This is a genomic window from Pseudomonas sp. LPB0260 (genome assembly GCF_013388395.1).
The window spans coordinates 3,346,791-3,372,726 of sequence record NZ_CP058247.1 but is presented as its reverse complement, the minus strand read 5'-3'; the positions used below and the strand labels follow the sequence as shown (position 1 = coordinate 3,372,726).

23 protein-coding genes are annotated in these 25,936 nt (G+C 65.9%); 12 read left to right on the top strand and 11 right to left on the bottom strand.

Features of this window, described 5'->3' with window-relative positions; translation table 11 throughout:
- Positions 1–68 precede the first annotated feature (68 nt).
- The 3 genes from LPB260_RS15190 to LPB260_RS15180 all read left to right on the top strand — a co-directional run bounded on the left by LPB260_RS15190 (position 69) and on the right by LPB260_RS15180 (position 4,329).
- Entirely contained in the window at positions 69–1,547 is a 1,479-nt protein-coding gene (locus tag LPB260_RS15190; protein ID WP_208706652.1) for an NCS1 family nucleobase:cation symporter-1, read from the top strand.
- A 559-nt stretch (positions 1,548–2,106) separates the two neighbouring features.
- On the top strand, positions 2,107–2,853 hold the full coding sequence (locus LPB260_RS15185) for an aspartate/glutamate racemase family protein (RefSeq protein WP_208706651.1): 747 nt from the start codon (positions 2,107–2,109) through the stop codon (positions 2,851–2,853).
- Positions 2,854–2,901: 48 nt separating this feature from the next.
- Positions 2,902–4,329: an NCS1 family transporter gene (locus tag LPB260_RS15180; RefSeq protein WP_371926097.1), complete on the top strand. Its 1,428-nt coding sequence runs from the start codon at positions 2,902–2,904 to the stop codon at positions 4,327–4,329.
- A 65-nt stretch (positions 4,330–4,394) separates the two neighbouring features.
- Here the strand turns inward: LPB260_RS15180 and LPB260_RS15175 are convergent, their stop codons facing one another.
- Positions 4,395–5,213: a substrate-binding periplasmic protein gene (locus LPB260_RS15175; RefSeq protein WP_371926096.1), complete on the bottom strand. Its 819-nt coding sequence runs from the start codon at positions 5,211–5,213 to the stop codon at positions 4,395–4,397.
- A 77-nt stretch (positions 5,214–5,290) separates the two neighbouring features.
- Complete coding sequence (moaA, locus tag LPB260_RS15170) at positions 5,291–6,286, bottom strand: GTP 3',8-cyclase MoaA (protein ID WP_208706649.1); 996 nt, start codon at positions 6,284–6,286, stop codon at positions 5,291–5,293.
- Between the two features lie 223 nt (positions 6,287–6,509).
- On the opposite strand from moaA, the gene LPB260_RS15165 reads away from it, so the two are divergent.
- Positions 6,510–7,157 (top strand): TetR/AcrR family transcriptional regulator, encoded by a 648-nt coding sequence (locus LPB260_RS15165; RefSeq protein WP_208706648.1) that lies wholly within the window; start codon positions 6,510–6,512, stop codon positions 7,155–7,157.
- Positions 7,158–7,225: 68 nt separating this feature from the next.
- On the opposite strand, the gene LPB260_RS15160 is transcribed toward LPB260_RS15165, so the two are convergent.
- Positions 7,226–7,666, bottom strand: a complete 441-nt coding sequence (locus LPB260_RS15160; protein WP_208706647.1) for a heme-binding protein — start codon at positions 7,664–7,666, stop codon at positions 7,226–7,228.
- Positions 7,667–7,824: 158 nt separating this feature from the next.
- Entirely contained in the window at positions 7,825–8,730 is a 906-nt protein-coding gene (locus tag LPB260_RS15155) for a LysR family transcriptional regulator (RefSeq protein WP_208706646.1), read from the bottom strand.
- 116 nt (positions 8,731–8,846) lie between these two features.
- On the opposite strand from LPB260_RS15155, the gene gcl reads away from it, so the two are divergent.
- From gcl to LPB260_RS15115, 8 genes are all read left to right on the top strand, one after another.
- Entirely contained in the window at positions 8,847–10,622 is a 1,776-nt protein-coding gene (gene gcl, locus LPB260_RS15150; protein ID WP_208706645.1) for a glyoxylate carboligase, read from the top strand.
- A gap of 57 nt (positions 10,623–10,679) precedes the next feature.
- The gene (gene hyi / locus LPB260_RS15145; protein ID WP_208706644.1) at positions 10,680–11,462 is read left to right on the top strand and encodes a hydroxypyruvate isomerase; all 783 of its coding nucleotides are present in this window, start codon (positions 10,680–10,682) and stop codon (positions 11,460–11,462) included.
- Positions 11,463–11,486: 24 nt separating this feature from the next.
- Complete coding sequence (locus LPB260_RS15140) at positions 11,487–12,377, top strand: 2-hydroxy-3-oxopropionate reductase (RefSeq protein WP_208706643.1); 891 nt, start codon at positions 11,487–11,489, stop codon at positions 12,375–12,377.
- A 231-nt stretch (positions 12,378–12,608) separates the two neighbouring features.
- Positions 12,609–13,883 (top strand): glycerate kinase, encoded by a 1,275-nt coding sequence (locus LPB260_RS15135; RefSeq protein ID WP_208706642.1) that lies wholly within the window; start codon positions 12,609–12,611, stop codon positions 13,881–13,883.
- Entirely contained in the window at positions 13,880–15,295 is a 1,416-nt protein-coding gene (gene pyk, locus LPB260_RS15130) for a pyruvate kinase (RefSeq protein ID WP_208706641.1), read from the top strand. Before LPB260_RS15135 ends, pyk begins: the two co-directional genes overlap by 4 nt.
- Before the next feature lie 124 nt (positions 15,296–15,419).
- Positions 15,420–16,340: an urea transporter gene (locus LPB260_RS15125; protein ID WP_208706640.1), complete on the top strand. Its 921-nt coding sequence runs from the start codon at positions 15,420–15,422 to the stop codon at positions 16,338–16,340.
- A 200-nt stretch (positions 16,341–16,540) separates the two neighbouring features.
- Entirely contained in the window at positions 16,541–16,903 is a 363-nt protein-coding gene (locus tag LPB260_RS15120) for a cupin domain-containing protein (RefSeq protein ID WP_208706638.1), read from the top strand.
- A 153-nt stretch (positions 16,904–17,056) separates the two neighbouring features.
- Positions 17,057–17,884, top strand: a complete 828-nt coding sequence (locus LPB260_RS15115) for an ion transporter (protein ID WP_208706636.1) — start codon at positions 17,057–17,059, stop codon at positions 17,882–17,884.
- Between the two features lie 58 nt (positions 17,885–17,942).
- On the opposite strand, the gene argR is transcribed toward LPB260_RS15115, so the two are convergent.
- From argR to acs, 7 genes are all read right to left on the bottom strand, one after another.
- Positions 17,943–18,923, bottom strand: coding sequence for a GlxA family transcriptional regulator (gene argR, locus LPB260_RS15110; protein ID WP_208706634.1), 981 nt, complete (start codon positions 18,921–18,923; stop codon positions 17,943–17,945).
- A gap of 59 nt (positions 18,924–18,982) precedes the next feature.
- A complete protein-coding gene (locus LPB260_RS15105) occupies positions 18,983–19,747 on the bottom strand; it encodes an ABC transporter ATP-binding protein (RefSeq protein WP_208706630.1) in 765 nt (254 codons plus the stop codon).
- Positions 19,748–19,765: 18 nt separating this feature from the next.
- Positions 19,766–20,878, bottom strand: a complete 1,113-nt coding sequence (locus LPB260_RS15100; protein ID WP_208706628.1) for a succinylglutamate desuccinylase/aspartoacylase family protein — start codon at positions 20,876–20,878, stop codon at positions 19,766–19,768.
- 10 nt (positions 20,879–20,888) lie between these two features.
- Entirely contained in the window at positions 20,889–21,587 is a 699-nt protein-coding gene (locus LPB260_RS15095) for an ABC transporter permease (protein ID WP_208706627.1), read from the bottom strand.
- 16 nt (positions 21,588–21,603) lie between these two features.
- Positions 21,604–22,293, bottom strand: a complete 690-nt coding sequence (locus tag LPB260_RS15090) for an ABC transporter permease (protein WP_208706626.1) — start codon at positions 22,291–22,293, stop codon at positions 21,604–21,606.
- Positions 22,294–22,398: 105 nt separating this feature from the next.
- Positions 22,399–23,178 (bottom strand): ABC transporter substrate-binding protein, encoded by a 780-nt coding sequence (locus tag LPB260_RS15085; RefSeq protein WP_208706625.1) that lies wholly within the window; start codon positions 23,176–23,178, stop codon positions 22,399–22,401.
- 515 nt (positions 23,179–23,693) lie between these two features.
- Entirely contained in the window at positions 23,694–25,649 is a 1,956-nt protein-coding gene (gene acs, locus LPB260_RS15080) for an acetate--CoA ligase (RefSeq protein WP_208706624.1), read from the bottom strand.
- Positions 25,650–25,936 lie beyond the last annotated feature (287 nt).

Here is a 25,936-nt window from a genome sequence, read left to right as displayed (position 1 = left end):
ACGTGCCGACAATCCTCCTCAGATGCGCCCTTCGCCGGCGCCCAAAAACAAGACTTCAGGAGCTGTCCATGTCCTCACAAGACTTCCACATCAAGCAGATCGACACCTCGCTGCATAACGCGGACCTGGCGCCCCTGCCGCCCGCGCAACGCAAATGGGGCTGGTTCGAGATCTTCAACGTCTGGTCCAACGACATCCAGAGCCTGTTCGGCTACACCCTGGCCGCCACCCTGTTCATTTCCTACGGCTTGAACGGTTGGGCGGTGCTGGCGGGAATCGTCCTGGCCGGCTTCATCGTCATGGGCCTGGTGCAACTGACCGGCAAACCGAGCGTCAAGTACGGCATCCCCTTCCCGGTCATGGCGCGCGCCAGCATGGGCGTACGCGGCGCCAACTTCCCCGCCGTGGTGCGCGGCATCGTGGCGATCTTCTGGTACGGCGTGCAGACCTACTTCGCCTCCACCGCCGTGGCACTGTTGATCAACTCGTTGATGGGCAATGCCAGCGGCGCCGGCGCCACGTTCCTCGGCATGACGGCCGTCGGCTGGCTCTCCTATATGATCGTCTGCGCCTTCCAGGTCGCCCTGTTCATTCGCGGAATCGACTGGATCACCAAGTTCCTCAACTGGGCCGGCCCGCTGGTCTACCTGGTGATGATCGCGCTGATGCTGATGATCTGGTACAAGGCCGGTCCCAGCCTGCTCAGCGAGCTGGGCGAGATCTTCCGCGGCACCGGTGAGTACGCCGCCGGCCCGGTAGCGGCCTTTATCGCGGTGGTCGGCACCATGGTCGCCTACTTTGCCGCGGTGGTGATCAACTACGGCGATTTCGCCCGCTTCGTGAAGAGCGAGAAGCAGATGACCGCCGGCAACTTCCTCGGCCTGCCGGTCAGCCTGGCGATCTTCTCGATGATCGCCCTGGTCATCACCGCCGGCACCGTCGTGGTGTTCGGCGAAACCCTGACCAACCCCACCGACATCGTCGCCCGGGTCGACAACCTGACCCTGACCGTGATCGCTGCCCTGACCTTCTTCGCGGCCACGGTCGGCATCAACCTGGTGGCCAACTTCATTCCGCCGGCCTACGACATCGCCAACCTGGCGCCGGCCCATATCAGCGCGCGCACCGGCGGCTTCATCACCGCGGCCATCGCCTTCTTCATCGGCGCGCTGTGGGTATCGTTCATCAGCAACGTCGGCATCGCCGCCTTCGTCGACACCCTGGGTGCGGTGCTCGCGCCGCTGTACGGCATCATCGTCGCCGACTACTACCTGGTGCGCAGGCAGCACCTGGACCTGCAGCAGCTGTTCTCCGCCGAACCGGGCACTCGCTACCATTACGATGGCGGCTGGAATCGCAAGGCTATGATTGCCTTCGGCATCGCCTCGGTGTTCTCCGTCGCCTCGGTCTGGAGCCCCGCGCTGAGTAGCCTGTCCGGCTATTCCTGGATCTTCGGCGCGATACTCGGCGCACTCCTTCACTACCTGTTGATGCGCAAGCATTGCGTGGCCAACGGCAGCTCGGCGCCAGCCGGCTCGCCCAGCTGAGGCACACCCTTTGCCAAGCCGCGCGCCCAGGCGCGCGGCGTGCGTTCGGCAAGGAGCTTCCTCCATTCGCCTGCCCTGAGTTACCACGGACCACCGCAGCGGCCAGCTGCACGCCGCTGCGGTCGCCCGGTTCCGCACCGTAAGAACTCGCAATCTCCCGCTCCAGCATCAGGCCGACCGCCCCAGGCGGCCTGCGGCAGCGTCTTGCCCCCATGGCAACGACGCCATACCCGGCTGGCAGCACCTCCCCCTGACAGCCTGCCCCAGGCGCCACCTCGTCGCCGAGGCAGCCGACCTCCGCCGATGCTTCGGCAGCAGCGATAAGCGATAGGCAACTTAGCCTGGCTGGAATCGAGAAAAGGCGGCATTGGACGCAGGCGTCCAACAGACTGAATTGCATGGATATTTACTTCATATCCGGCCTTAAAGCTGACCGCACCGTCAACTTACTAGCACAGTTGAGCGATATTTTGTAGCCACAGATCTACTTTTTTCATTTCTATTTTAGTTTTTATTGTGTACAACATTGAATACAACCACTCACCAAGAAGAGGAAGCCATGAAGATTCGCGTCATCAACCCCAACACCACCGCCGCAATGACGGAGAAGATAGGCGCAGCCGCCATCCGCGTGGCCAGCCCCGGCACGCGGATAGTCGCCAGCAATCCGCGCAGCGGTCCGGAGTCGATCGAAAGCCACTTCGACGAGGCGATCAGCGCCGTCGGCGTACTCGAAGAGGTCCGCGCCGGCGAGCTCGAACAAACCGACGCTTACATCCTCGCCTGCTTCGGCGACCCCGGCCTGCTGGCTGCCCGGGAACTCACCCGCGCCCCGGTGATCGGTATCGCCGAAGCGGCCTTCCACCTCGCCGCGCTGATCAGCACGCGTTTCTCCATCGTCACCACCCTGGGCCGCACCGGGATCATCGCCGAGCACCTGCTGCAGAACTACGGCTATGCCCACCACTGTCGCCGGGTGCGGGCGGCGGAGATTCCGGTGCTCGATCTCGAGCACAACGGCAACCTGGCGCTGGATCGGATCATCGACGAATGCCTGCGGGCCAAGGCCGAAGACAACATCGGCGCCATCGTCCTCGGTTGCGGCGGCATGGCCGACCTGACCGCGCAGATCAGCGAAGCCGTCGGCCTGCCAATCGTCGAAGGCGTCACCGCGGCGGTGAAGTTGGCCGAGGCGCTGGCCAGCCTGCAGCTGGGCACCAGCAAGCATGGCGACCTCGACTTCCCGCGGCCCAAGGCCTTCAGCGGACAGTTCGCCTACCTCTCACCCGGGCAGCCGGGCCGCTAGCCACGGCACTGCCAGCGCTGACCATAGAGGGTCAGACGCGCTGCGACGATGGAATCAGGTAACGACACAACAAGAACAACGGGAACTTCAGTTCCCTGTACCGAGGTTCATACCATGCAAAACGAAACTGTCGCTTCACCGGCTCTCGGCTACGCACAGCCGGCAGCCAGCAAACCCGCCGGTGACGAATCACTGGCCCCGCAAGAAAAACGCATCATGGGCAGGCTCTCTTACCTGCTGGCCTGGTTCGGCGGCTGCGTGTCGATCGGCACCTTCGCCATGGGTTCGAGCATCGTCGGCACCCTCAACCTGCTGCAGACGGCGCTGGCCATCGGCATCGGCTGCTTCGTCATCGGCATCGCCCTGGCGCTCAACGGAGCGGCCGGCTACAAGTACGGCATCCCGTTCATGGTGCAGGCGCGCAGCGCCTTCGGCTTCGCCGGCACCCGCTTCCCCGGACTGGTCAGGGCGGTGCCGGCGATCGTCTGGTACGGCTTTCAGAGCTGGGTCGGGGCGGCGGCGATCAACGCCGTGTCGGCGACGCTGCTGGGCTTCGACAACATGATCTTCTACTTCGTGGTGTTCCAGTTCCTGCAGATCGGCCTGTCGATGTTCGGCTTCCAGGGCATCAAGTGGCTGGAGAACGTCGGCAGCGGCTTTATCCTGGTGTCGCTGGTGTACATGTTCTACAGCGTGATCAACCGCTACGGCGACGAGATCATGACCAATCTGGTCAACGTCGAAGGCACCTGGGGCCTGCCGTTCTGGGGCGCGACCATGCTGTTCCTCGGCATCTACAGCACCATGATGCTCAACGTCAGCGACTACTCGCGCGAGCTCAAGCAGGGCAGCGGCGCGGGCCTGCTGACCACCCTCTATGCCATGTCGATCCTGCCCTGCACCCTGTTCATGGGGCTGATCGGCCTGATGGTGTCCGGCGCCACCGGGGTGAATGACCCGATCCAGGTGTTCTCCAGCGCCGTCGACAACACCCCGCTGCTGGTGACCACCCTGCTGTTCATCGCCTTTGCCCAGGTGACCACCAACGTGCTGAACAACGTGGTGCCGCCGACCTACATCCTGATGGATGTGTTCAAGCTGCCGTTCCGCACCTCGACCATCATCGTCGGCCTGCTGGCCTTCGGCACCTTTCCCTGGGAGCTGGTCAGGGAAGAATCCTCCGCCGGCCTGCAGGTGTTCGTACAGACCTACTCCGCGTTCCTCGGGCCGATCTTCGCGGTGATGGTGGTGGACTACTTCATCATCCGCCGGCGCCAGCTGGATATCGGCAAGCTCTACGACGCGCACGGCCCCTATCGGGGCGTGAACTACGCCGCCATCATCGCCTCGCTGATCGGCGCCGCGGCGGCCCTGAGCCTGTCCTCGGTGTCCTGGTACGCCAGCCTGGTCCCCGCGGGCCTCAGCTACTACCTGATGATGCGCCACTGGTCGGCCTGCCAGCGATTCCGCAGCTGATAGAACTGCCGCCAGGCAGCCCCGTGGGCGATGCACCGGCCCATGGGGCTGCCGCGCGCAAGCCCTCACTCGCCGGTCTGCCTGGCCTTCTGCCGCTTGAGGAAGTCCACCTTCCACTGCTCCATGCCCATGTATTCCGAATCCAGATTGGCCTCCACCCGATACCTGGCCTTCAGCGCCGCCACCTCGCCGTGGCGCTCGAGCAGAAAGCGATCGAAACGCTGCAGCAGTTCGGCATGCCGCAGGCTGGACAGGTGAAAGGTGCCGCGGGTATGCGGCAGCTTGGGGTCGAACACCAGGGCGCCGGGGCGGGCACGAATGTTGTCGAGGTAATGGGTGGCGACCACCACGTTGAAGTAGGCGCCGTCGGTGTCCTGCTTCAGCGCCTGGTGGATCATCTTGCGCAGGTCGTCGTTGTAGGTCGGCACGATCTGCTGGGCGTCGATCCGTTCCTGATAGCCCCAGGGCGTCCAGCCGTCGACCATGGCCAGACGCTTGAGCTGCTCGAGTGGGCGGCCCTGGCGCTTCGGCGCGACCAGCACGCCATCGACATAGTTGACCACCGCCTGGCTGTAGTGCAGGTCCTTACCGTCCTTCTGCGCCTGGGCCCAATGGGCGCTGTCGGGGTACTTGAGGTCCACCTCTCCCGCCAGCAGCGCGGGCAGCAGGCGCGCCACCGGCAACGGCTTGTAGCTCAACTGGACACCGCTGTGCGCAGCGAAGGCGTCGAACAGCTCACGGGCAAAGCCCTGGTACTGGCCCTGCTTGTCGATGCTGTAGTGCGGGGCGAAAGCCAGCTCTTCCACGCCGATCACATAGCTTTCGGCACTGGCTCCGGTAGCGCCCAGCACCATCAGTAAACTGCAGACGCGAGTGATTTTCACAGCAACCCTCCTTCTTTTTGTTTTGGATCGGGGTGGCGCAACGGCGAGGGGCCAAGAAGTGCCCAGGTGGCGGCGAATCAGCCGCCGGTCATGCTCATGAACCTCACCACCTGGACCTGCTCGTCATTGGCGAAGTGATGGCGTTCCGGCTTGAGGCGCAAAGCATCGAGCAGCGCCCCGCGCAGGCGCTCGCGGTCGCCTGGGTAGCGACGGATCAGCGCCTTGAGGTCCAGGGCATGGTCGTGCCCGAGGCAGAGCACCAGCTTGCCCTCGGCGGTGACCCGCACCCGGTTGCAGTCGCCGCAGAAGTTGTGGCTGTGCGGTGAGATAAAGCCGACCTGGGTGGCGCTGCCCACCACCTGCCAATAGCGCGAGGGGCCGCCGGTCGCCCGATTGCTGCGCACCAGGGCGTGGCGCTGCGCGATGCGCTCGCGCACCTCGTCGCTCGAGCAGAAGGTGGCCTGACGACTGTGGCTGGAGATATCACCCAGCGGCATTTCCTCGATAAAGCTGATATCCAGGCCGCGCGCCATGGCGAATTCGAGCAGGTCGAGCACCTCATCGTCGTTGCGCCCCTTCTGCACCACGGTATTGAGCTTGATCCGGCGAAAACCCGCGGCCCGCGCCGCATCGATGCCGGCCAGTACCTGCTCGAGACGGTCGCGACGGGTGAAGGCGGCGAAGCGCTCGCGCCTCAGCGAATCCAAGCTGATGTTCAGCCGCGCGACCCCGGCGGCGCGCAGCTGCGGCGCCAGTTCGGCCAGCTGCGAGCCGTTGGTGGTGATGGCCAGGTCTTCCAGCTCGTCGCGCCGGCCCAGGCGCGCCAGCAGGCTCAGCAGGTTCTTGCGCACCAGGGGTTCGCCGCCGGTGATGCGGATACGCCTGACGCCCAGGCCGATAAAGGCATCGGCCACCGCGTAGAGCTCCTCCAGGCTGAGAATCTGCGCGCGCGGGGCGAACACCATGTCCTCGCCCATGCAGTAGGTGCAGCGAAAATCGCAACGGTCGGTGACCGACAGCCGCAGGTAGGTGATGCGCCGACCGAAGGGGTCGACCAGCTGGGGGTTGTGCACAGCGAGTCTCCTGTCGCCCAAGGAGCCGAGACATTTCTTGTGGTGAAGTGAACGAAGAAGGATGTAAACAGAAAAATCTATTTGTGTATACATTCAATTGACCGACAGGTCAGGAAAGCGCTGACAGGCCCATCAGCCGCCGGCTTGAGCGCTGCGCGAGGCCGGTGCTACCATGCCGGCCCGCCGCCCCAAGCAGGGCGACACCAGGAAATCGATAGGGCCTATGACCAGCATTCGCGAGCGCAACCAAGAGCTGATCCTGCGCGCAGCCAGTGAGGAGTTCGCCGACAAGGGCTTCGCGGCGACCAAGACCAGCGACATCGCCGCCAAGGCCGGCCTGCCCAAGCCCAACGTCTACTACTACTTCAAATCGAAAGAGAACCTCTATCGCGAGGTGCTGGAAAGCATCATCGAGCCGCTGCTCGCCGCCTCCGCGCCCTTCAACCAGCCGGGGCGCCCGGCCGAGGTGCTGGAGGCCTATATCCGCTCGAAGATCCGCATCTCCCGCGAACTGCCCTTTGCCTCCAAGGTGTTCGCCAGCGAGATCATGCACGGTGCGCCGCACCTGTCCGCCGAGCAGGCCGAGGAGCTCAACGCCCAGGCCCAGCACAATATCGCCTGCATCCAGCGCTGGATCGACCAGGGGCTGATGGCACCCGTCGACCCGCACCACCTGATGTTCAGCATCTGGGCGGCGACCCAGACCTACGCGGACTTCGACTGGCAGATTTCCACCGTCACCGGCAAGGCCAGCCTCAGCGACGAGGATTACGAAGCCGCCGCGCAAACCATCATCCGCCTGGTGATCAAGGGCTGCGAAGTCGACGCCAGCTCGGCCAGCAGCCCCTCCGAGCAGGTCACGGCCCGCTAGGCCCGCACCCGCGGCGCAGTCACCGCCTGCGCGCGCATTGGGCGGCTTCGCCGCCGTACCTCCTCCCCCTACCCGGCGATGCCTGCATCGGCCGTCAGTCCCTGGGCCTCCACAGCCCGGATGGCGCACTGCTCGTCGAGGTCCGAGGTATCGCCGCTGATGCCGACGGCCCCGATCAGCTGCCCCGCCGCATCGCGTATCAGCACGCCTCCTGGCGCCGGCACCAGCTTGCCATCGGCCAGGGTATTCACCGCGCCGATGAACGCCGGACGCTGCTGGGCATCGGCGGCGATCAGGCGCGAGCCCTTGCCCAGGGCGACCGCCCCCCAGGCCTTGCCGATGGCGATCTGCGGGCGTAGCAGGCTCGCGCCGTCCTCGCGCTGCAGACAGATCAGGTGACCGCCGGCATCCAGCACGGCAACGGTCAGCGGCGCCGCCGACAGCTCGCGGCCGATCGCCAGGGCCTGGTTGCTGATGGCTGTGGCGGTATCCAGGTTCAGGGTGCTCATGGTTTGTCCTCTCTCAGGCTGATGATCCAAAACCCTGCCCGCCGCACCGGCGCCCTTGGCCAAACGCAGCGCTGCAGATTGGCAGGCCGAGCAACTGTACACATGAATAATTTATTTGTTTACATTTAAATCGATCTTTTTGTATACAGTTATCCGCATCAACTCTCCCAATAGCCTGGCGTGTTGTAGATCGACTTCAGGTAGTCGATGAAGAACCGCACCTTGGCTGGCAGGTAGCGCTGCTGCGGATAGACGGCCTGGATGTCGTAGGCCGGCACGGCGAACTCGTCGAGCACCGTCACCAGCTGCCCGCGCTTGAGCTCGGCCTGGATCTCCCAGGTCGAACGCCAGCCGATGCCCAGCCCCTGTTTCACCCAGTTGTACAGGAGTTCGCCGTCATTACAGTCCAGATTGCCGGAAACCTTGATCGCCACCTGCTTGCCATCGCGCAGGAAGGTCCAGCCGCGCTGCTGCCCCCCCTGCAGGTTGAAGGCCAGGCAGTTGTGCTCGCTCAAGTCCTCCAGGGTTTGCGGCGCCGAATGACGCTGGAAATAACTCGGCGCACCGCAGACCACGCGGCGGTTAGGGAACAGCTTGATCGCCACATAGTTGGGGTCGGTGACCTCGCCGATACGGATGCCCATGTCGTAGCCCTGGCGCACCAGGTCGACCACGCTGTCGGTCAGGTTGAACGACAGCTTCAGCTCCGGGTAACGCGCCTGAAACGCCGGGGCGTGGGGAGCGATATGACGCCGGCCGAACGCCGCCGGCGCCGACACCACCAGGTGGCCGCTGACCGAATGCCCGCCGTGGGTGATGCTCGCGTCGGCCTCGTCGAAGTCGCGCAGCAGACCGCGGGCGCGCTCCAGATACTGCTCGCCCAGGTCGGTCAGGGACAGGCCGCGGGTCGAGCGATGCATCAACTTGACCCCCAGGTGGCGCTCGAGGGCATCGAGACGCCGCCCCATCACCACCGGGGTCACGCCTTCGGCCAGGGCGGCAGCCGCGAAGCTGCCGTGGTCGGCCACCAGAACGAAGCTGTGCAACAGGGTATGACGATCCATTCGATACTCCTGATATCGACAGAAATGAAGAGACCTGCAGTTTACCCCATAACTGCGGGCACGGCATGCTTTGACCACGTACAAAAAATATCGAATACAGCCTGGAGGATTCAATCATGGCGCGAATGAGAGCAATCGATGCTGCAGTGGCGGTAATGCGCAAGGAAGGTGTAGAGGTCGCATTCGGCGTACCCGGCGCGGCGATCAACCCGATGTATTCCGCGCTGAAGGCCGATGGCAGCATCCGCCACATCCTGGCCCGCCACGTCGAGGGCGCCTCGCACATGGCCGAGGGCTACACGCGGGCCAAGGCCGGCAACATCGGCGTGTGCATCGGCACCTCTGGGCCGGCCGGCACCGACATGATCACCGGCCTGTACTCGGCCTCCGCCGACTCCATCCCGATCCTCTGCATCACCGGCCAGGCGCCACGCGCCCGCCTGCACAAGGAGGACTTCCAGGCGGTGGACATCGAATCGATCGCCAAGCCGGTCACCAAGTGGGCCGTCACCGTGCGCGAGCCGGCCCTGGTCCCGCGGGTGTTCCAGCAGGCCTTCCACGTGATGCGCTCGGGCCGTCCCGGACCGGTGCTGATCGACCTGCCGTTCGACGTGCAGATGGGCGAGATCGAGTTCGACATCGAGACCTACCAGCCGCTGCAGGCGTACAAGCCCAGTGCCACCCGGGCGCAGATCGAGAAGGCCCTGGAGATGCTCAACCAGGCCGAGCGCCCGCTGATCGTGGCCGGCGGCGGCATCTACAACGCCGGCGCCGAGGCCCTGCTGCAGCAGTTCGCCGAGATCGTCGGCGTACCGGTGATCCCGACCCTGATGGGCTGGGGCTGCATCCCCGACGACCACCCGCTGATGGCCGGCATGGTCGGCCTGCAGACCAGCCACCGCTACGGCAACGCCACCATGCTGGCGTCCGACTTCGTGCTGGGCGTGGGCAACCGCTGGGCGAACCGGCACACCGGCTCGGTCGAGGTGTATACAAAAGATCGCAAGTTCGTCCACGTCGACATCGAACCGACCCAGATCGGCCGGGTCTTCTCGCCGGACTACGGCATCGTCTCCGATGCCGGTGCCGCCCTGGCCCTGTTCGTCCAGGTGGCCAGCGAGTGGAAGGCCGCCGGCCGCCTGAAGGACCGCAGCGCCTGGGCCGCCGATTGCCGCGAGCGCAAGACCACCCTGCTGCGCAAGACCAACTTCGACGACGTGCCGATGAAGCCGCAGCGCGTCTACCAGTGCATGAACAACGCGTTCGGCAAGGATGCCTGCTACGTCAGCACCATCGGCCTGTCGCAGATCGCCGGCGCCCAGTTCCTGCACGTGTACAAGCCGCGCCACTGGATCAACTGCGGCCAGGCCGGCCCGCTGGGCTGGACCATCCCGGCGGCCCTGGGCGTTCGCGTGGCCGACCCGCAGCGCAAGATCGTCGCGCTGTCCGGCGACTACGACTTCCAGTTCATGATCGAGGAGCTGGCCGTGGGTGCGCAGTTCAAGCTGCCCTATATCCACATCCTGGTGAACAACGCCTACCTCGGCCTGATCCGCCAGAGCCAGCGCGGCTTCGACATGGACTACTGCGTGCAGCTGGCCTTCGACAACATCAATGCCGGCGAGGTCGAGGGCTACGGCGTCGACCACATCACGGTGGTCGAGGGCCTGGGCTGCAAGGCCATCCGCGTGCGCTCCCAGGCAGAACTGCGCCCGGCCATCGAGCAGGCCGAGGCCTGGATGGCCGAGCACCAGGTGCCGGTGGTGATCGAGGTGATCCTCGAGCGGGTGACCAATATCGCCATGGGTACCGAGATCGACGCCATCAACGAGTTCGAGGCGCTGGCCAGCAGCCGGGCCGACGCACCGACCAGCATCATGGCGCTCGACTGACCCACTCCCGAGCCCGGAGTAACTCCGGGCCCTACCCGACCATTGAAGGAGCCCCCCATGCCCCGCTTTGCAGCCAACCTGTCCATGCTGTTCACCGAGGTGGACTTCCTGGACCGTTTTGCCGCCGCCGCCGAAGCCGGCTTCAGCGGCGTCGAGTACCTGTTCCCCTATGACTATCCGGTAGCGGAGATCAAGGCACGCCTGGACGCCAACGGCCTCGAGCAGGTGCTGTTCAACCTGCCGGCCGGCGACTGGGCCAAGGGCGAGCGCGGCATCGCCTGCCACCCCGAGCGGGTCGAGGAATTCCGCGCCGGCGTGGACAAGGCCATCGCCTACGCCAAGGTGCTGGGCAACACCCAGGTCAACTGCCTGGCCGGCATCCGCCCCCAGGGTCTGGATTGCGCCACTGTCGAGCAGTGCTTCGTCGACAACCTCAAGTATGCCGCGGAAAAACTCCAGGCAGCCGGCATCAGGCTGGTCATCGAGGCGATCAACACCCGCGACATTCCCGGTTTCTACCTGAACAACACCAGGCAGGCCCTGGCCATTCGCGACAAGGTCGGCAGCGACAACCTGTACCTGCAGTACGACATCTACCACATGCAGATCATGGAAGGTGACCTGGCCCGTACCGTGGCGGACAACCTGGCGGCGATCAACCACGTGCAGCTGGCCGACAACCCCGGCCGCAACGAGCCGGGCACCGGCGAGATCAACTACCGCTTCCTCTTCGAACACCTGGAGCGCATCGGCTACCAGGGCTGGATCGGCTGCGAATACAAGCCGGCCACCACCACCGTCGCCGGCCTCGGCTGGATGAAAGCGCACAACGCAATCTGAGCCCACTATCTAGGAGTGCATCTCATGGCAAAAATCGGATTCATCGGTACCGGCATCATGGGCAAGCCCATGGCGCAGAACCTGCAGAAGGCAGGCCACACCCTGTTCCTTTCCGAGCACCACGACCCGGCCCCGGCCGACCTGGTCGAGGCCGGCGCCATCGCCCTGGCCAACCCCCGGGAAGTGGCCCAGGAGGCCGAGTTCATCATCGTCATGGTGCCGGACACCCCGCAGGTCGAGGACGTGCTGTTCCGCCAGGACGGCGTGGCCGCGGGCGTCGGCGCCGGCAAGGTGGTGATCGACATGAGCTCGATCTCGCCGTCGGCCACCAAGGCCTTCGCCGCCAAGATCAACGCCAGCGGCGCCGAATACCTGGACGCCCCGGTCTCCGGCGGTGAGGTCGGCGCCAAGGCCGCCACCCTGTCGATCATGGTCGGCGGCGGCGAGCAGGCCTTCGAACGCGCCCTGCCGCTGTTCCAGGCCATGGGCAAAAACATCACCCGCGTCGGCGGCAACGGCGACGGCCAGACCGCCAAGGTGGCCAACCAGATCATCGTCGCGCTGAACATCCAGGCGGTGGCCGAGGCCCTGCTGTTCGCCGCGCGCAACGGCGCCGACCCTGCCAAGGTGCGCGAAGCGCTGATGGGCGGCTTCGCCAGCTCGAAGATCCTCGAGGTGCATGGCGAGCGCATGATCAAGGGCACCTTCGACCCGGGCTTCCGCATCAGCCTGCACCAGAAGGACCTCAACCTGGCCCTGTCCGGCGCCCGCGAGCTGGGCCTCAACCTGCCCAACACCGCCAACGCTCAGCAGGTGTTCAGCACCTGCGCGGCCCTCGGCGGCAGCAACTGGGACCACTCGGCGCTGGTCAAGGGCCTGGAGCACATGGCCAACTTCTCGATCCGCGAGGACTGAGGCGCACAACGAGCAACACACCGGCTGGCTGACCCAAGGTAGGTTGGGCCAGTCAGCCGGTGCCCTTTTCGATCTGCCCGGTTGGCGGTGTCACGGCCTGCCGGCCGGGTGGGTCGATTCCAGTCCATAGCCGCTGCCAGGCGGCCGCTGCGGACTGCAATCGACCAAAGCGGTGAGCCTCGCCCGGTGGCGTAGCCAGCCATAACAAGAGTCCAGACTCAGGAGTCCGCCATGTCCTTCGATCCGCAAAGCCTGTTGCGCGAGCTGTTCGCCACCGCCATCGACGCCGCCCATCCGCGCCAGGTGCTGGCCGACCATCTGCCGGCCGATCGCAGCGGCCGGGTCATCGTCATCGGCGCCGGCAAGGCCGCCGCCGCCATGGCCGAGGTGATCGAGCGCGAATGGCAGGGCGAGGTCAGCGGTCTGGTGGTGACTCGCTACGACCACGGCGCCGATTGCCGCAAGATCGAGGTGGTGGAAGCCGCCCACCCGGTGCCGGACGATGCCGGCGAACGGGTGGCCCGGCGGGTGTTGGCGATGGTCAGCAACCTCGAGGAGTCCGACCGGGTGATCTTCCTGCTGTCCGGTGGCGGCTCCTCCCTGCTGGCCCTGCCGGCCGAGGGCATCGGCCTGGCCGACAAGCAGGCGATCAACAAGGCCCTGCTCAGGTCCGGCGCCTCCATCGGCGAGATGAACTGCGTGCGCAAGCACCTCTCGGCGATCAAGGGCGGCCGCCTGGCCAAGGCCTGCTGGCCGGCCAGCGTGTACACCTATGCGATCTCCGACGTGCCCGGCGACGAGGCTTCGGTGATCGCCTCCGGCCCGACCGTGGCCGACCCGAGCACCTCGGCCGAGGCCCTGGCCATTCTCGCCCGCTACCAGATCGAGATTCCCGCCAACGTCCGCGCCTGGCTCCAGGACCCGCGCTCGGAAACGGTCAAGCCCGGCGATCCCTGCCTGTCGCGCAGCCACTTCCAGCTGATCGCCATGCCCCAGCAGTCCCTCGATGCCGCCGCCGCCAAGGCCGAGGCCGCCGGCTTGCCGGCCCTGATCCTCGGCGACCTGGAGGGCGAGGCCCGCGAAGTGGCCAAGGTCCACGCCGGCATCGCCCGCCAGGTGCTGCTGCATGGCCAGCCGCTCAAGGCGCCCTGCGTGATCCTCTCCGGCGGCGAGACCACGGTGACGGTGCGCGGCAATGGCCGTGGCGGGCGTAACGCCGAGTTCCTGCTCAGCCTGACCCACTGCCTCAAGGGGCTGCCCGGCGTCTACGCCCTGGCCGGCGACACCGACGGCATCGACGGCTCGGAAGACAACGCCGGCGCTTTGATGACCCCGGACAGCTACCGGCGCGCCGCGCGCCTGGGCCTGAACGCCAGCGACGAACTGGACGACAACAACGGCTACGGCTACTTCGCCGCCCTGGACCAGCTGATCGTCACCGGGCCGACCCGCACCAACGTCAACGATTTCCGCGCCATTCTTATTCTCGAGAGTCCAGCCCCATGAAAGCCGACAAGAAAGTAAAGATCCTCGCCACCCTCGGCCCGGCGATCAAGACCATCGACGACATCCGTCAGCTGGTGGAAAACGGCGTCAACCTGTTCCGCCTCAACTTCAGCCACGGCGAACACGCCGACCACGCCCAGCGCTATCGCTGGGTGCGCGAGGTGGAGCAGCAGCTGGGCACGCCGATCGGCATCCTCATGGACCTGCAGGGGCCCAAGCTGCGGGTCGGGCGCTTCGCCGAGGGCCAGGTCAACCTGGAACGCGAGCAGGCCCTGCGCCTGGACCTGGACCCCACCCCAGGCGACGCCCGGCGGGTCAACCTGCCCCACCCGGAGATCATCGAGGCCCTGCAGCCGGGGATGACCCTGCTGCTGGACGATGGCCGCCTGCGCCTGCAGGTGACCGCCAAGCATGCCGACGCCGTCGATACCCGGGTGATCGCCGGTGGCGAACTGTCCGACCGCAAGGGGGTCAACGTGCCCGAAGCCGTGCTGCAGCTGTCGCCGCTGACCGAGAAGGACCGCCGCGACCTGAGCTTCGGCCTGGAGCTGGGGGTCGACTGGGTGGCCCTGTCGTTCGTCCAGCGCCCCGAGGACATCCGCGAGGCCCGCGAGCTGATCCAGGGCAAGGCCTTCCTCATGGCCAAGATCGAGAAGCCCTCGGCGGTGCAGCACCTGGAAGAAATCGCCCGGCTCTGCGACGCCATCATGGTCGCCCGCGGCGACCTGGGCGTGGAGGTGCCGGCGGAAAACGTGCCGCGCATCCAGAAGGACATCATCCGCACCTGCCGCCAGCTCGGCCGGCCGGTGGTAGTGGCCACGCAGATGCTCGAATCGATGCGCTTCTCCCCGGCGCCGACCCGTGCCGAGGTCACCGACGTGGCCAACGCCGTGGCCGAAGGCGCCGACGCGGTGATGCTGTCGGCCGAGACCGCCTCCGGCGACTACCCACAGGAAGCGGTACAGATGATGAGCAAGATCATCCGCCAGGTGGAAGGCGGCCCGGACTTCCAGGCCCAGCTCGACGTCAGCCGCCCCCAGGCCGAGGCTACCGCCTCGGACGCCATCAGCTGCGCGATCCGCCGCATCAGCACCATCCTGCCGGTGGCGGCGCTGGTCAACTACACCGAGTCCGGCGCCTCCAGCCTGCGCGCCTCGCGCGAGCGGCCGAAGGCGCCGATCCTCAGCCTGACCCCCAGCCTCGATACCGCGCGCCGCCTGTCCGTGGCCTGGGGCGTCTACTCGGTGGTCAACGCGCGCCTGCACCAGGTCGAGGACGTCACCCGCACCGCCCTGGAAATTGCCCAGTCCGCCGGCCTGGCCAAGGCCGGCGACACCCTGGTGATCACCGCCGGCGAACCCTTCGGCCAGCCCGGCAGCACCAACAGCCTGCGCATCGAGACCCTGCACTGACCCGCTAACCGCTGCGGCCCGGGTCGATCTGGCCGCAGCCCCACGACTCCCACGCTGGCATCGCCAGTTTGCAGGCGTCCATCGTGCAAACGATGGGCGCCTCTTTTTATCCGGGTTCACGCGCATGCACGAACTGCCCTCGCCACATCACGCCCTGCGCGGTCTGCGCGCCCTGCTCAATGGCTTCAGCCAGGTCCTTCTGCAAAGCCATCCGGGATTCGGCCTGCTGCTAGTACTAGGCCTCGCCGCGGAGGCGCCGGCGCTGCTCGGCGGCGCCCTGCTCGGTGGCCTCAGCGGCATGCTCACCGCCCAACGCCGCGGCTACCCCCAGGCCGATATCGAGATCGGCCTGTATGGCTACAACGGCATCCTGCTTGGCCTGCTGATCAGCCTGCAGTTCGCCTGGTCGCTCATCGTGCCGCTGCTGATCATCGCCAGCGCCGGCCTGTCCAGCCTGATCCTGGCGCCTTGGATGCAGGGCATGCGCAAACGCCGTTGGTTGCCGGCCTTCACCTTTCCGTTCGTGGCTTTGAGCTGGTTGCTGCTGAGCCTGGCGCCCGCCATGGGCCTCCAGGCGCAGCCGGGGCCACTGGTCACGGCTGCAACCCTGGACTGGCTGGGTACGCTGAGCGGCATGGCCCTGGGGCTCGCCCAGGTGATCTTCCTGGACAGCCCCTGGGCCGGCCTGCTGATGCTACTCGGCCTGTTCCTGGCCGCGCGCCGCGCGGCGTGCTGGGCATTGCTGGGCTCGGCCTGCGGCCTGGGCCTGGCGCTGCTCCTGGGCGCGCCCCAGGAGCGGGCCCTCGCCGGGCTCTACGGCTACAACGGCGCCCTGGCGGCGATCGCGCTGAGCCAGGTGCAACGCAGACCCTGGGTAGTGCTGCTGGGCATCGGCATGGCCACGCTGCTGCAGCTGGGCTTGAGCAGTCTGGGGCTGCAGGCGCTGACCCTGCCTTTCATCCTCGCCTGCTGGCTGATCCAGACCGGCGCACAAGGCTGGCAGCGCGCGGTCAAGGCCGGCGTGCCCGGACGGCAATCCCACTGAGCAGGCGCCTGTCCTCCGGGCGCGTGGATCGCCCGGGGCGGATCGGTTGCCAGGGGAAACCGCCAATCGCTGCCTAATTACCGGCGGCAAGGCGTTTCCATGGCGCCCGGTGTCGCGCATGCGCATGGCACAGGCAACCCGCCCTGCTAGCGTAGAGCCCCATCCCTGCGGGCCCGCGCCCTCAACCGAGCGAGAACGACATGCTGCACAGCATCAAGCAAGGCATCACCCTGGAAGAACTGGAACCCAGCGGCACCCTCGAAGACATCGGCGTCGAGATGCTCGAAGGCGACAACGCCATGTTCGCCCTGACCACCTTCGCCACCGAAGACGAGTCGGTCAGCGCCGGCTACTTCGGTGTCCGCCGCAGCCGCTTCCGTCTGCCCTACACCTTCCACGAGCAGGCCGTGGTGACCCTTGGCGAGGTGAAGATCACCAACGAACAGACCGGCGAGACCGCCCACTACAAGGCGGGCGATGCCTTCTTCGTCGCCAGCGGCACCCCGACCCTGTGGGAAGTCGTGAGCGACAGCTTCACCAAGCACTACCTGGCAGTCGACTGACCACGGCGCGCGCCCTGCCGATACGCCGGGCGCGAGCGCTTCTCTGCTTGCTGCACACGCGCGCACGGCATTCGCCCCGCGCCCGAGATTACCCCTTGCCAGCCCCGGCTCATCCTGCCTAGGCTTTGCCCTCTCGCAAGCAGGGAGTTCGCCTTGGACAACTGGCGCCAGCAGCTTTACGTCATCATCTTCTTCACCGACACCCCGGCCGGGCAGCGCTTCGATCGCTACCTGTTGCTGGCGATCCTGGCCAGCCTGGTGGTGGTCATGCTCGACAGCGTCGACGCCTACCACGGCCTGTACGGTGAGTGGCTGAAGGCCCTGGAATGGGGCTTCACCCTGCTGTTCGCCATCGAGTACGGGGTGCGCCTGTACTGCTCGCCCAAGCCGCTGCGCTACGCCTTCAGCTTCTTCGGCCTGATCGATCTGCTGGCCATCCTGCCGGCCATCCTCACGCTGTTCTTCGCCGACGCCCAGTACCTGCTGATCATCCGGGTGATCCGCATGTTGCGGGTGTTTCGCGTACTCAAACTGCGCCAGTACCTGACCCAGGCCAACTTCCTGCTCACCGCCCTGCGCGGCAGCCGGCAGAAGATCATCGTGTTCTTCGCCAGCATCGCCACCCTGGTCACGGTGTTCGGCACCCTGATGTATGTGATCGAAGGGCCAAGCAACGGCTTCACCAGCATCCCCACCGGCATCTACTGGGCGGTGGTCACCCTGACCACCGTCGGCTTCGGCGACATCGTGCCCAAGACCCCCCTGGGCCAGGCCCTGTCGACCCTGGTGATGATCACCGGCTACTCGATCATCGCCGTGCCCACCGGCATCTTCAGCGCCGAACTGGCCGCCGCGATGCGCGGCAGTGAACAGCTCAAGCGCGACTGCCCCAGTTGCGCCAAGAAGTTCCACGAGCCGGAAGCGGCGTTCTGCACGCGCTGTGGCCATGCACTGTTCCCGCGCGAGAACGATCAGCGCTAGCAGCGCCTGACAGGCATGAAAAAGCCCGCGACAACGCGGGCTTTTTCATTCACCGGGATCAGCTGCGTTCGGCTTCCGAGGACGTCAGCTCGAACGGGCTGTTGCTGCGCCGCTGGTTGCGGTCTTCGCGCGGGGTGGCGCCGAAGAAGTTGCGGTAGGCGCTGGAGAAGTGCGGACCCGAGGAAAAGCCGCAGGACAGGCCGATCTGGATGATCGACTTGCTGGTCTGCATCAGCAGCTGGCGCGCCTTGTTCAGGCGCAGCTCCAGGTAGTACTGGCTCGGCACGCGGGTCAGGTACTGCTTGAAGATGCGCTCCAGCTGGCGGCGCGACACGCACACGTGCTGGGCGATCTCGTCGGTGGTCAGCGGCTCCTCGATATTGGCCTCCATCAGCAGCACCGCCTGGGTCAGCTTCGGGTGGCTGGAGCCCAGGCGGTTCTGCAACGGAATGCGCTGACGCTCGCTGCCCTCGCGGATGCGCTCGACCACCAGCTCCTCGGACACCGCCCCGGCCAGCTCGGCGCCATGATCGCGGGCCAGCAGGGCCAGCAGCAGGTCGAGCACGGCCAGCCCGCCACAGGCGCTCAGGCGGTCGCGATCCCAGTCGAACAGGTGGCTGGTGGCGATCACCTTGGGGAAGCGCTCGGTGAAGTCGTCCTGCCAGCGCCAGTGCACGGCGGCGCGGTAGCCGTCGAGCAGGCCCAGCTGCGCCAGCGGATAGACGCCCGCCGAGATGCCGCCGATCACGCAGCCGCCGCGCACCAGGTGCTTGAGCGCACTGGACAGTGCCGGGGCGATGGCCGCCGGCGGCTCATCGGCGAGCAGAAAGAGCTTGTCAAAGCCCTCCAATTCGCCTTGCCATGGCGCGCCCGGTAGGCGCCAGGCGCCCTCCTCGGGCACCTCCGCCTGGAGGAAGGACAGCTCGTAGACCACCTCGGGGTGGACGCGCTGGGCGACACGCAGGGCTTCCTCAGCCAGGGCCAAGGTCAGGGGCTTGGTATTAGGCCAAAGCAGGAAGCCGATTCGATGGGCAGTCATGGGGGGCAGTTTAGGCTCTAATGGCTTTTCGGGGCATGCCGCGACGCACGAATTACCGCTTACTTCAGGCTACCGGAGAGGAATTGCTGCAGCCGCTCGGATTGCGGGTTGACCAGCACTTCCTTCGGGCAGCCACGCTCTTCTACCACGCCCTTGTGGAGGAATACCAGCTGGTTGGACACCTCGCGGGCGAAGCCCATTTCGTGGGTCACCACCACCATGGTGCGGCCTTCCTGGGCCAGGTCCTGCATGACCTTGAGCACTTCGCCGACCAGCTCCGGGTCGAGCGCCGAGGTCGGCTCGTCGAACAGCATCACCTCCGGTTCCATCGCCAGGGCGCGGGCGATTGCCACGCGCTGCTGCTCGCCACCGGACATGTGCCCCGGGTAGGCATCCTTGCGGTGCGCCACGCCGACCTTGCTCAGGTAGTGCTCGGCCTTCTCCCGGGCCTCCTTCTTCGCCACGCCGAGCACCTGCACCGGCGCCTCCATGACGTTCTCCAGGGCGCTCATGTGCGACCACAGGTTGAAGTGCTGGAACACCATGGACAGGCGCGAGCGCATGCGCTGCAGCTGCTTGGGGTCGGCGGCCTTGAGCCCGCCATCCTTGTTGGCCACCAGCTTGAGCTCCTCGCCGTTGAGCAGGATCTTGCCGCCGTAGGGCTGCTCCAGCAGGTTGATGCAGCGCAGGAAGGTGCTCTTGCCCGAGCCGCTGGAGCCGATGATGCTGATCACATCACCGGCCTTCGCCGCCAGGGACACGCCCTTGAGCACTTCGTGGCTGCCATAGCGCTTGTGCAGATCCTGAACTTCGAGTTTGTACATGGTTTCCACTCTCTTGAATCAGTCGCTCAGCAAGCGACCCTGGCGAATAGGGGTACTGCCGGCCACCTTGGCCAGCCATAGACCGGGTTGAGCGAAGCGCATCCGTTCACGCACATAGAGCACACCGTCGGTGGAGGCGCGGACGATGCTGTGGCGATCCTCCAGGGGATCGAGCACCTCGAACAGCGGGTCGCCGACCTTGACCCGTGCGCCCAGCGGCTGCAGGAAACTCACCACGCCTGCGTGGGGCGGGTAGGCATATTCGGCGCCTTCGAATGGCGTCGCCGCGCAGCTTTCCCGTGGGGCGGGCGGCCAATCGCCGGCGATCAGCCCCTGCTCGGCGAGGAACGCCAGGATGCTCTCGGCACTGGCCTCGGCCCGCTCCGCTTCGGTGTCGGCCATGCCGCCCAGCTCCACGGTGGCGGCCAGGCAGGCCAGCGGGATGTCCGCCTCTGGAAAGCGCCGCGCCAACTGCAACCAGGGCGCAGAGCAGGCTTCATCGAAGGAGCTGCCGCCGCCGTCCTCGGTAGTGAGCACCGCTCCGGCCATCAGCCGTGCGGCCAAGGGTTGCAGCAGCGACCATTGCTGCGGCAGGCAGTACAGGTGCACCAGCGCCTCGAAGTCGCAATGCAAATCGAGCACCACGTCGGCGTTGCAGGCATGCCCCAGCAGCAGGCGCTGCAGGCCCTGCAGCTCGGACTCGGCCGGCGGCAGGGCGTCGAGGGCCGCCTGCATGGCCGCGCGGATCAGCCGCACGTTGGCCGGGCCGTCCTGGCCCAGGCTGCCTTCCAGGGCCGGGGCGATGGCGCCGGCCAAGTCGAAAAAGTCGCGGTTGAAGTTCTTGCCGCTGGCGAACTCGAAACGGCCCTGGTGGGCGGCCTGAAACAGCTGCGCCAGACCGATCGGGTTGGCCACCGGCACCAGCTCGATCACCCCGCACAGGCGGCCCTGGGCCTCCAGTTCGCGCAGGCGCCGCTTGAGCGCCACGGCCACGCGCATGCCGGGCAACTCATCGGCGTGCAGAGAGGCCTGGATATAGGCCTTGCACGGCCCGCTGCCGAAGCGGAACACGGTCAAACGGCGCTCGGTGCCCGGGCAACCCCAGGGCAGTACGTGCTCGATCCGGTGCATGCTCGCCTCCTCAGGCCTTGCGCGGCGCCATGTAGCCCAGCCAGCGGCGCTCGGCCGACTTGAACAGGCGCACCAGGACGAAGGTCAGGCACAGGTAGAACAGGCCGGCGGTGATGAAGGCCTCGAACGGCAGGTAATGCTGGGAACTGACGGTGCGCGCCGCGCCGGTGATGTCGATCAGGGTAACGATCGACGCCAGGCTGGTGGTGTGCAACATCATGATCACTTCGTTGCTGTACTGCGGCAGCGCCCGGCGCAGGGCCGACGGCAGCAGGATGCGGCGGTACAGCTTGGCCCGCGACATGCCCATGGCCTTGGCCGCCTCGATCTCGCCATGGGGGGTGGCGCGCAGGCTGCCGGCGAGGATCTCCGCGCTGTAGGCGCTGGTGTTGATGGCGAAGGCCAGGCAGGCGCAGAAGGTCGCGTCCGACAGGTACGGCCAGAGCATGCTCTCGCGCACCGCCTCGAACTGGGCCAGGCCGTAGTAGATCAGGAACAGCTGCACCAGCATCGGCGTGCCGCGGATGACATAGGTGTAGAGCCAGGCCGGGAAGTTCAGCAACTGCGACTTGGACACCCGCATCAGCCCCAGCGGAATGGCCATCGCCAGGCCCAGGGCCAGGGAGATCAGCAGCAGCTTGATGGTCACCAGCACCCCGCCCAGGTACAGCGGCAGGCTCGACCAGATAACGTTGTAATCGAAGATCATGCGCTCGCTCCCTTACTCACAGTTCCGCGGCTTTGACGCCGACCGAGTAGCGTTTTTCCAGGTAGCGCAGGGCCAGCAGGGACACGCTGGTCAGTACCAGGTACAGGGCCGCGACCGCCAGGTAGAAGGTAAAGGGTTCACGCGTGGCGTCGGCCGCGCTTTTCGCCTTGAACATCATGTCCTGCAGGCCGACCACCGAGATCAGCGCGGTGGCCTTGGTCAGTACCAGCCAGTTGTTGGTGAAGCCGGGAATGGCGAAACGGATCATCTGCGGCACGAGGATGCGGAAGAACACCTGCACCCCGCTCATGCCGTAGGCGGCACCCGCCTCGCCCTGGCCCTTGGGGATCGCCATGAAGGCGCCACGAAAGGTCTCGGACAGATAGGCGCCGAAGATGAAGCCCATGGTGAACACACCGGCGATGAACGGGTTGATGTCGATGTACTCGTCATGGCCAAGCATCGGCGCCACCCGGTTCACCAGGTCCTGGCCGCCATAAAAGATCAGCAGGATCAGCACCAGGTCGGGAATGCCGCGAATCACCGTGGCGTAGGCTTCGCCGAGCATCGCCAGCCACTTGATCGGTGACAGGCGGAACGCCGCCCCGACCAGACCGAGGAAGACCGCCACCGCCACGGAGGACAGGGCCAGCAGCAAGGTGAGCCAGGCACCTTCGAGAATGGTCGAGCCGTAGCCGTTCAGCATGCTCTAGTTACCTCAAGCGGGCGCCACCAGGCGCCGTGGAGCACAACGAAAAAGTGGCGCAGATTCACCTTCGGATCGGTTTGCGCCACTTTCGGTGGGATGCGATTACTCGCCGTAGATGTCGAAGTCGAAGTACTTGTCCTGGACTTCCTGGTACTTGCCGTTGGCGCGGATCGCCGCGATGGCCGCGCTGATCTTGTCGGCCAGTTCGGTCTCGCCCTTGCGCACGGCGATACCGGCGCCTTCGCCGAAGTACTTCTGCTCGGAGAAGGTTGGCCCGACCAGGGCGAAGCCCTTGCCCGCATCGGTCTTGAGGAAACCGTCATCGATGTTCACCGCATCGGCCAGGGTGGCATCCAGGCGGCCGGCGGTCATGTCGAGGAAGATCTCGTTCTGCGAGCTGTAGCGCACCACTTCAATACCGGCCGGGGCGAATTTGTCGGTGGCATAGCGATCGTAGATCGAGGCGCGCTGCACGCCGACCTTCTTGTCCTTGAGATCGACCAGCGGGTCGTTGATCTCGGTGCCGGCCTTCATCGCCAGCTTAACCGGGGAGTTGTAGTACTTCTTGGAGAAGTCCACCGACTTCAGGCGCTCCTCGGTGATGTTCATGGAGGACAGCACGGCGTCGAACTTGCGCACCTTCAATGCCGGAATCAGGCCGTCGAACTCCTGCTCGATCCACTTGCACTCGACCTTCATCTCCTCGCACAGAGCCTGGCCAATGTCGTAGTCGAAACCGGTGATGTTGCCTTCCGGAGTCTTGTAGGCGAACGGCGGGTAAGCCGCTTCGATGCCGATACGCAGGGGCTTGGCGTCTTCGGCCATGGCCAGCGGGGACAGCACGGAGAGCGCCAGGGCGCCGAGAAGTGCAATCTTCTTCATCTTGTGACTCCTTCGAATGGGAATGGCTCGCTCGGCAGCCTGCCGATATGCGCATGCATCCAGCCATGCATGAATTGCGGGGAACGTCGCCGTCCTTGCCGCGTTACACACGGACAACAGGCGGCCCGACTGGGTGAGCGGCATTCTAGCGAGAGCCCGGAAGGCGAAATTTCCTCAATGCGACAAGTAATTACAAAAGACCAGGAAGGCCGGGCGAGACGCATTGACAGCCTCCAGCAAACGTGCAGAGACCAGAAGAAGGGATAACCGGTAACTAAAGCAATAAACGCGCCCAAACACGCCCAGACCAATAGCCACGGGGTTTTGAGCGTGCCAGCCCCGCAACAGGTGCCAGCCGAACAGACAAAACGCGGGCAAAGCGTTTCCGTTCGCCCCAGCAGCCCGGGCAAAGCGTTACCGCCGCTGCGCCCACCGCGGCCGTCGAGCAGACCGCAGAAAGCACAACGCCCCGCCGCGGCTGATGGCCGGGGCGGGGCGTCGTTGTCAGGCGCCGGTCAGGCGGCCTGCATGCTGCGATGGGTATCGATGAGGTGCTGCACCACGCCCGGGTCGGCCAGGGTGGAAATATCGCCGAGGGCATCGTACTCGGCGGTGGCGATCTTGCGCAGGATACGCCGCATGATCTTGCCCGAGCGGGTCTTCGGCAGGCCCGGGGCCCACTGGATCACATCCGGCGAGGCGATCGGGCCGATTTCCTTGCGCACCCAGTTCTTCAGTTCCAGGCGCAGCTGCTCGCTGGGCTCCTCGCCCTGGTTCAGGGTGACGTAGACATAGATGCCCTGCCCCTTGATGTCGTGAGGCACGCCCACGACCGCCGCCTCGGCGACCTTGGCGTGCGCGACCAGGGCGCTCTCGATCTCCGCGGTGCCCATGCGGTGCCCGGAGACATTGAGCACGTCATCCACCCGGCCGGTGATCCAGTAGTAACCGTCCTCGTCGCGACGGGCGCCGTCGCCGGTGAAGTACATGCCCTTGAAGGTCTTGAAGTAGGTGTCGACGAAGCGCCCGTGGTCGCCATACAGGGTGCGCGCCTGACCCGGCCAGGAGTCGACGATCACCAGGTTGCCTTCGGCGGCGCCCTCGATCAGTTGGCCTTCGTTGTCCACCAGGGCCGGCTGCACGCCGAAGAACGGCAGGGTCGCCGAGCCGGGCTTGAGCGCGGTGGCGCCCGGCAGTGGGCTGATCAGGATGCCGCCGGTCTCGGTCTGCCACCAGGTGTCGACGATCGGGCAGCGGCCCTGGCCGATGGTGGTGTGGTACCAGTTCCAGGCTTCCGGATTGATCGGCTCGCCCACCGAACCGAGCAGGCGCAGGCTGGAGCCGTCCGTGCCCTGCACCGCCGCATCGCCCTGGGCCATCATGGCGCGGATCGCGGTCGGCGCGGTGTAGAGGATATTGACCCGGTGCTTGTCGATGACCTGCGCCATGCGGGTGATGTCCGGGTAGTTCGGCACGCCCTCGAACAGCAGGGTGGTCGCGCCATTGGCCAGCGGCCCGTAGACGATGTAGCTGTGGCCGGTGACCCAGCCGACGTCGGCGGTGCACCAGTAGATGTCACCGGGCTTGTAGTCGAACACCCGCTCGTGGGTCAGCGCGGCGTATAACAGGTAGCCACCGCTGGTGTGCTGCACACCCTTGGGCTTGCCGGTGGAGCCGGAGGTGTAGAGGATGAACAGCGGGTCCTCGGCGCCCATCTCCTCGGCCGGGCAGTCACTGCCGGCGACCTCGACCAGCTCCTCGTACCAGAGGTCGCGTCCGGGGTTCCAGGCGATCTCGCCACCGGTGCGCCGGCAGACGATGACCTTCTCCACGCTGGCGGTTTCCGCGCCACCCAGGGCCGCATCGACATTGGCCTTGAGTGGCGTGTGCTTGCCGCCGCGCACGCCTTCGTCAGCGGTGACCACCACCTTCGAGCCGCAATCGCCGATGCGCCCGGCCAGGGCCTCGGGAGAGAAGCCGCCGAAGACCACCGAATGGATGGCACCGATGCGCGTGCACGCCAGCATTGCCACCACCGCCTCGGGAATCATCGGCATATAGAGGGTCACCACGTCGCCACGCTGCACGCCCTGGCCACGCAGGGCGTTGGCGAAGCGGCACACCTGCTCATGCAGCTGGCGGTAGGTGATGTGCTTGTGCTCGGCAGGATCGTCGCCCTCCCAGATGATCGCCACCTGCTCGCCACGCTCGGCCAGATGCCGGTCCAGGCAGTTGTGGGAGACATTCAGGGTGCCATCGGCAAACCACTTGATGTCGACATTGTGCTCGTCGAAGGAGGTCTGTTTGACGCGGGTGAACGGCTTGATCCAATCGAGCCGCTGCGCCTGTTCACGCCAGAAACCATCGGGGTTGCTCACCGACTGCTGGTACATGGCTTTGTAGGTGGCCTCATCGGTCAAGGACCGGGCAGCCGCCTCGGGGCACACGGGATACAGGGACGCAGCACTCATCGATTACACCTCGGTGGGTAGTTGTTGTTCTTCAATGCTGCATTTTTAGCCCGCGCGCCCTGGGCCGGACCATTCGACCATCGTAGTACCGCACTACTGCATTGGTGGCGGTCAGCGCCGGCGGGCAAATCGCAGGCAAAAAAAAGCGATCCCGCAAGGGATCGCTTACCCATAAGGCTTACGGGGAACGGAAGCGTACTGCATCCGAATCACGCAGGGTTCGGATGCCAAAAGTCTCCGCCAGCGGCTCCGGACGAGCCATTACACCAAGGTCTAACAGGATCTGA

Coding starts and splice junctions, on each gene's coding strand:
- LPB260_RS15190 (WP_208706652.1), top strand. CDS start 69: ATGTCCTCACAAGACTTCCACATCAAGCAGATCGACACCTCGCTGCAT.
- LPB260_RS15185 (WP_208706651.1), top strand. CDS start 2,107: ATGAAGATTCGCGTCATCAACCCCAACACCACCGCCGCAATGACGGAG.
- LPB260_RS15180 (WP_371926097.1), top strand. CDS start 2,902: ATGGAATCAGGTAACGACACAACAAGAACAACGGGAACTTCAGTTCCC.
- LPB260_RS15165 (WP_208706648.1), top strand. CDS start 6,510: ATGACCAGCATTCGCGAGCGCAACCAAGAGCTGATCCTGCGCGCAGCC.
- LPB260_RS15160 (WP_208706647.1), bottom strand. CDS start 7,666: ATGAGCACCCTGAACCTGGATACCGCCACAGCCATCAGCAACCAGGCC.
- LPB260_RS15155 (WP_208706646.1), bottom strand. CDS start 8,730: ATGGATCGTCATACCCTGTTGCACAGCTTCGTTCTGGTGGCCGACCAC.
- gcl (WP_208706645.1), top strand. CDS start 8,847: ATGGCGCGAATGAGAGCAATCGATGCTGCAGTGGCGGTAATGCGCAAG.
- hyi (WP_208706644.1), top strand. CDS start 10,680: ATGCCCCGCTTTGCAGCCAACCTGTCCATGCTGTTCACCGAGGTGGAC.
- LPB260_RS15140 (WP_208706643.1), top strand. CDS start 11,487: ATGGCAAAAATCGGATTCATCGGTACCGGCATCATGGGCAAGCCCATG.
- LPB260_RS15135 (WP_208706642.1), top strand. CDS start 12,609: ATGTCCTTCGATCCGCAAAGCCTGTTGCGCGAGCTGTTCGCCACCGCC.
- pyk (WP_208706641.1), top strand. CDS start 13,880: ATGAAAGCCGACAAGAAAGTAAAGATCCTCGCCACCCTCGGCCCGGCG.
- LPB260_RS15125 (WP_208706640.1), top strand. CDS start 15,420: ATGCACGAACTGCCCTCGCCACATCACGCCCTGCGCGGTCTGCGCGCC.
- LPB260_RS15120 (WP_208706638.1), top strand. CDS start 16,541: ATGCTGCACAGCATCAAGCAAGGCATCACCCTGGAAGAACTGGAACCC.
- argR (WP_208706634.1), bottom strand. CDS start 18,923: ATGACTGCCCATCGAATCGGCTTCCTGCTTTGGCCTAATACCAAGCCC.
- LPB260_RS15105 (WP_208706630.1), bottom strand. CDS start 19,747: ATGTACAAACTCGAAGTTCAGGATCTGCACAAGCGCTATGGCAGCCAC.
- LPB260_RS15100 (WP_208706628.1), bottom strand. CDS start 20,878: ATGCACCGGATCGAGCACGTACTGCCCTGGGGTTGCCCGGGCACCGAG.
- LPB260_RS15095 (WP_208706627.1), bottom strand. CDS start 21,587: ATGATCTTCGATTACAACGTTATCTGGTCGAGCCTGCCGCTGTACCTG.
- LPB260_RS15090 (WP_208706626.1), bottom strand. CDS start 22,293: ATGCTGAACGGCTACGGCTCGACCATTCTCGAAGGTGCCTGGCTCACC.
- LPB260_RS15085 (WP_208706625.1), bottom strand. CDS start 23,178: ATGAAGAAGATTGCACTTCTCGGCGCCCTGGCGCTCTCCGTGCTGTCC.
- acs (WP_208706624.1), bottom strand. CDS start 25,649: ATGAGTGCTGCGTCCCTGTATCCCGTGTGCCCCGAGGCGGCTGCCCGG.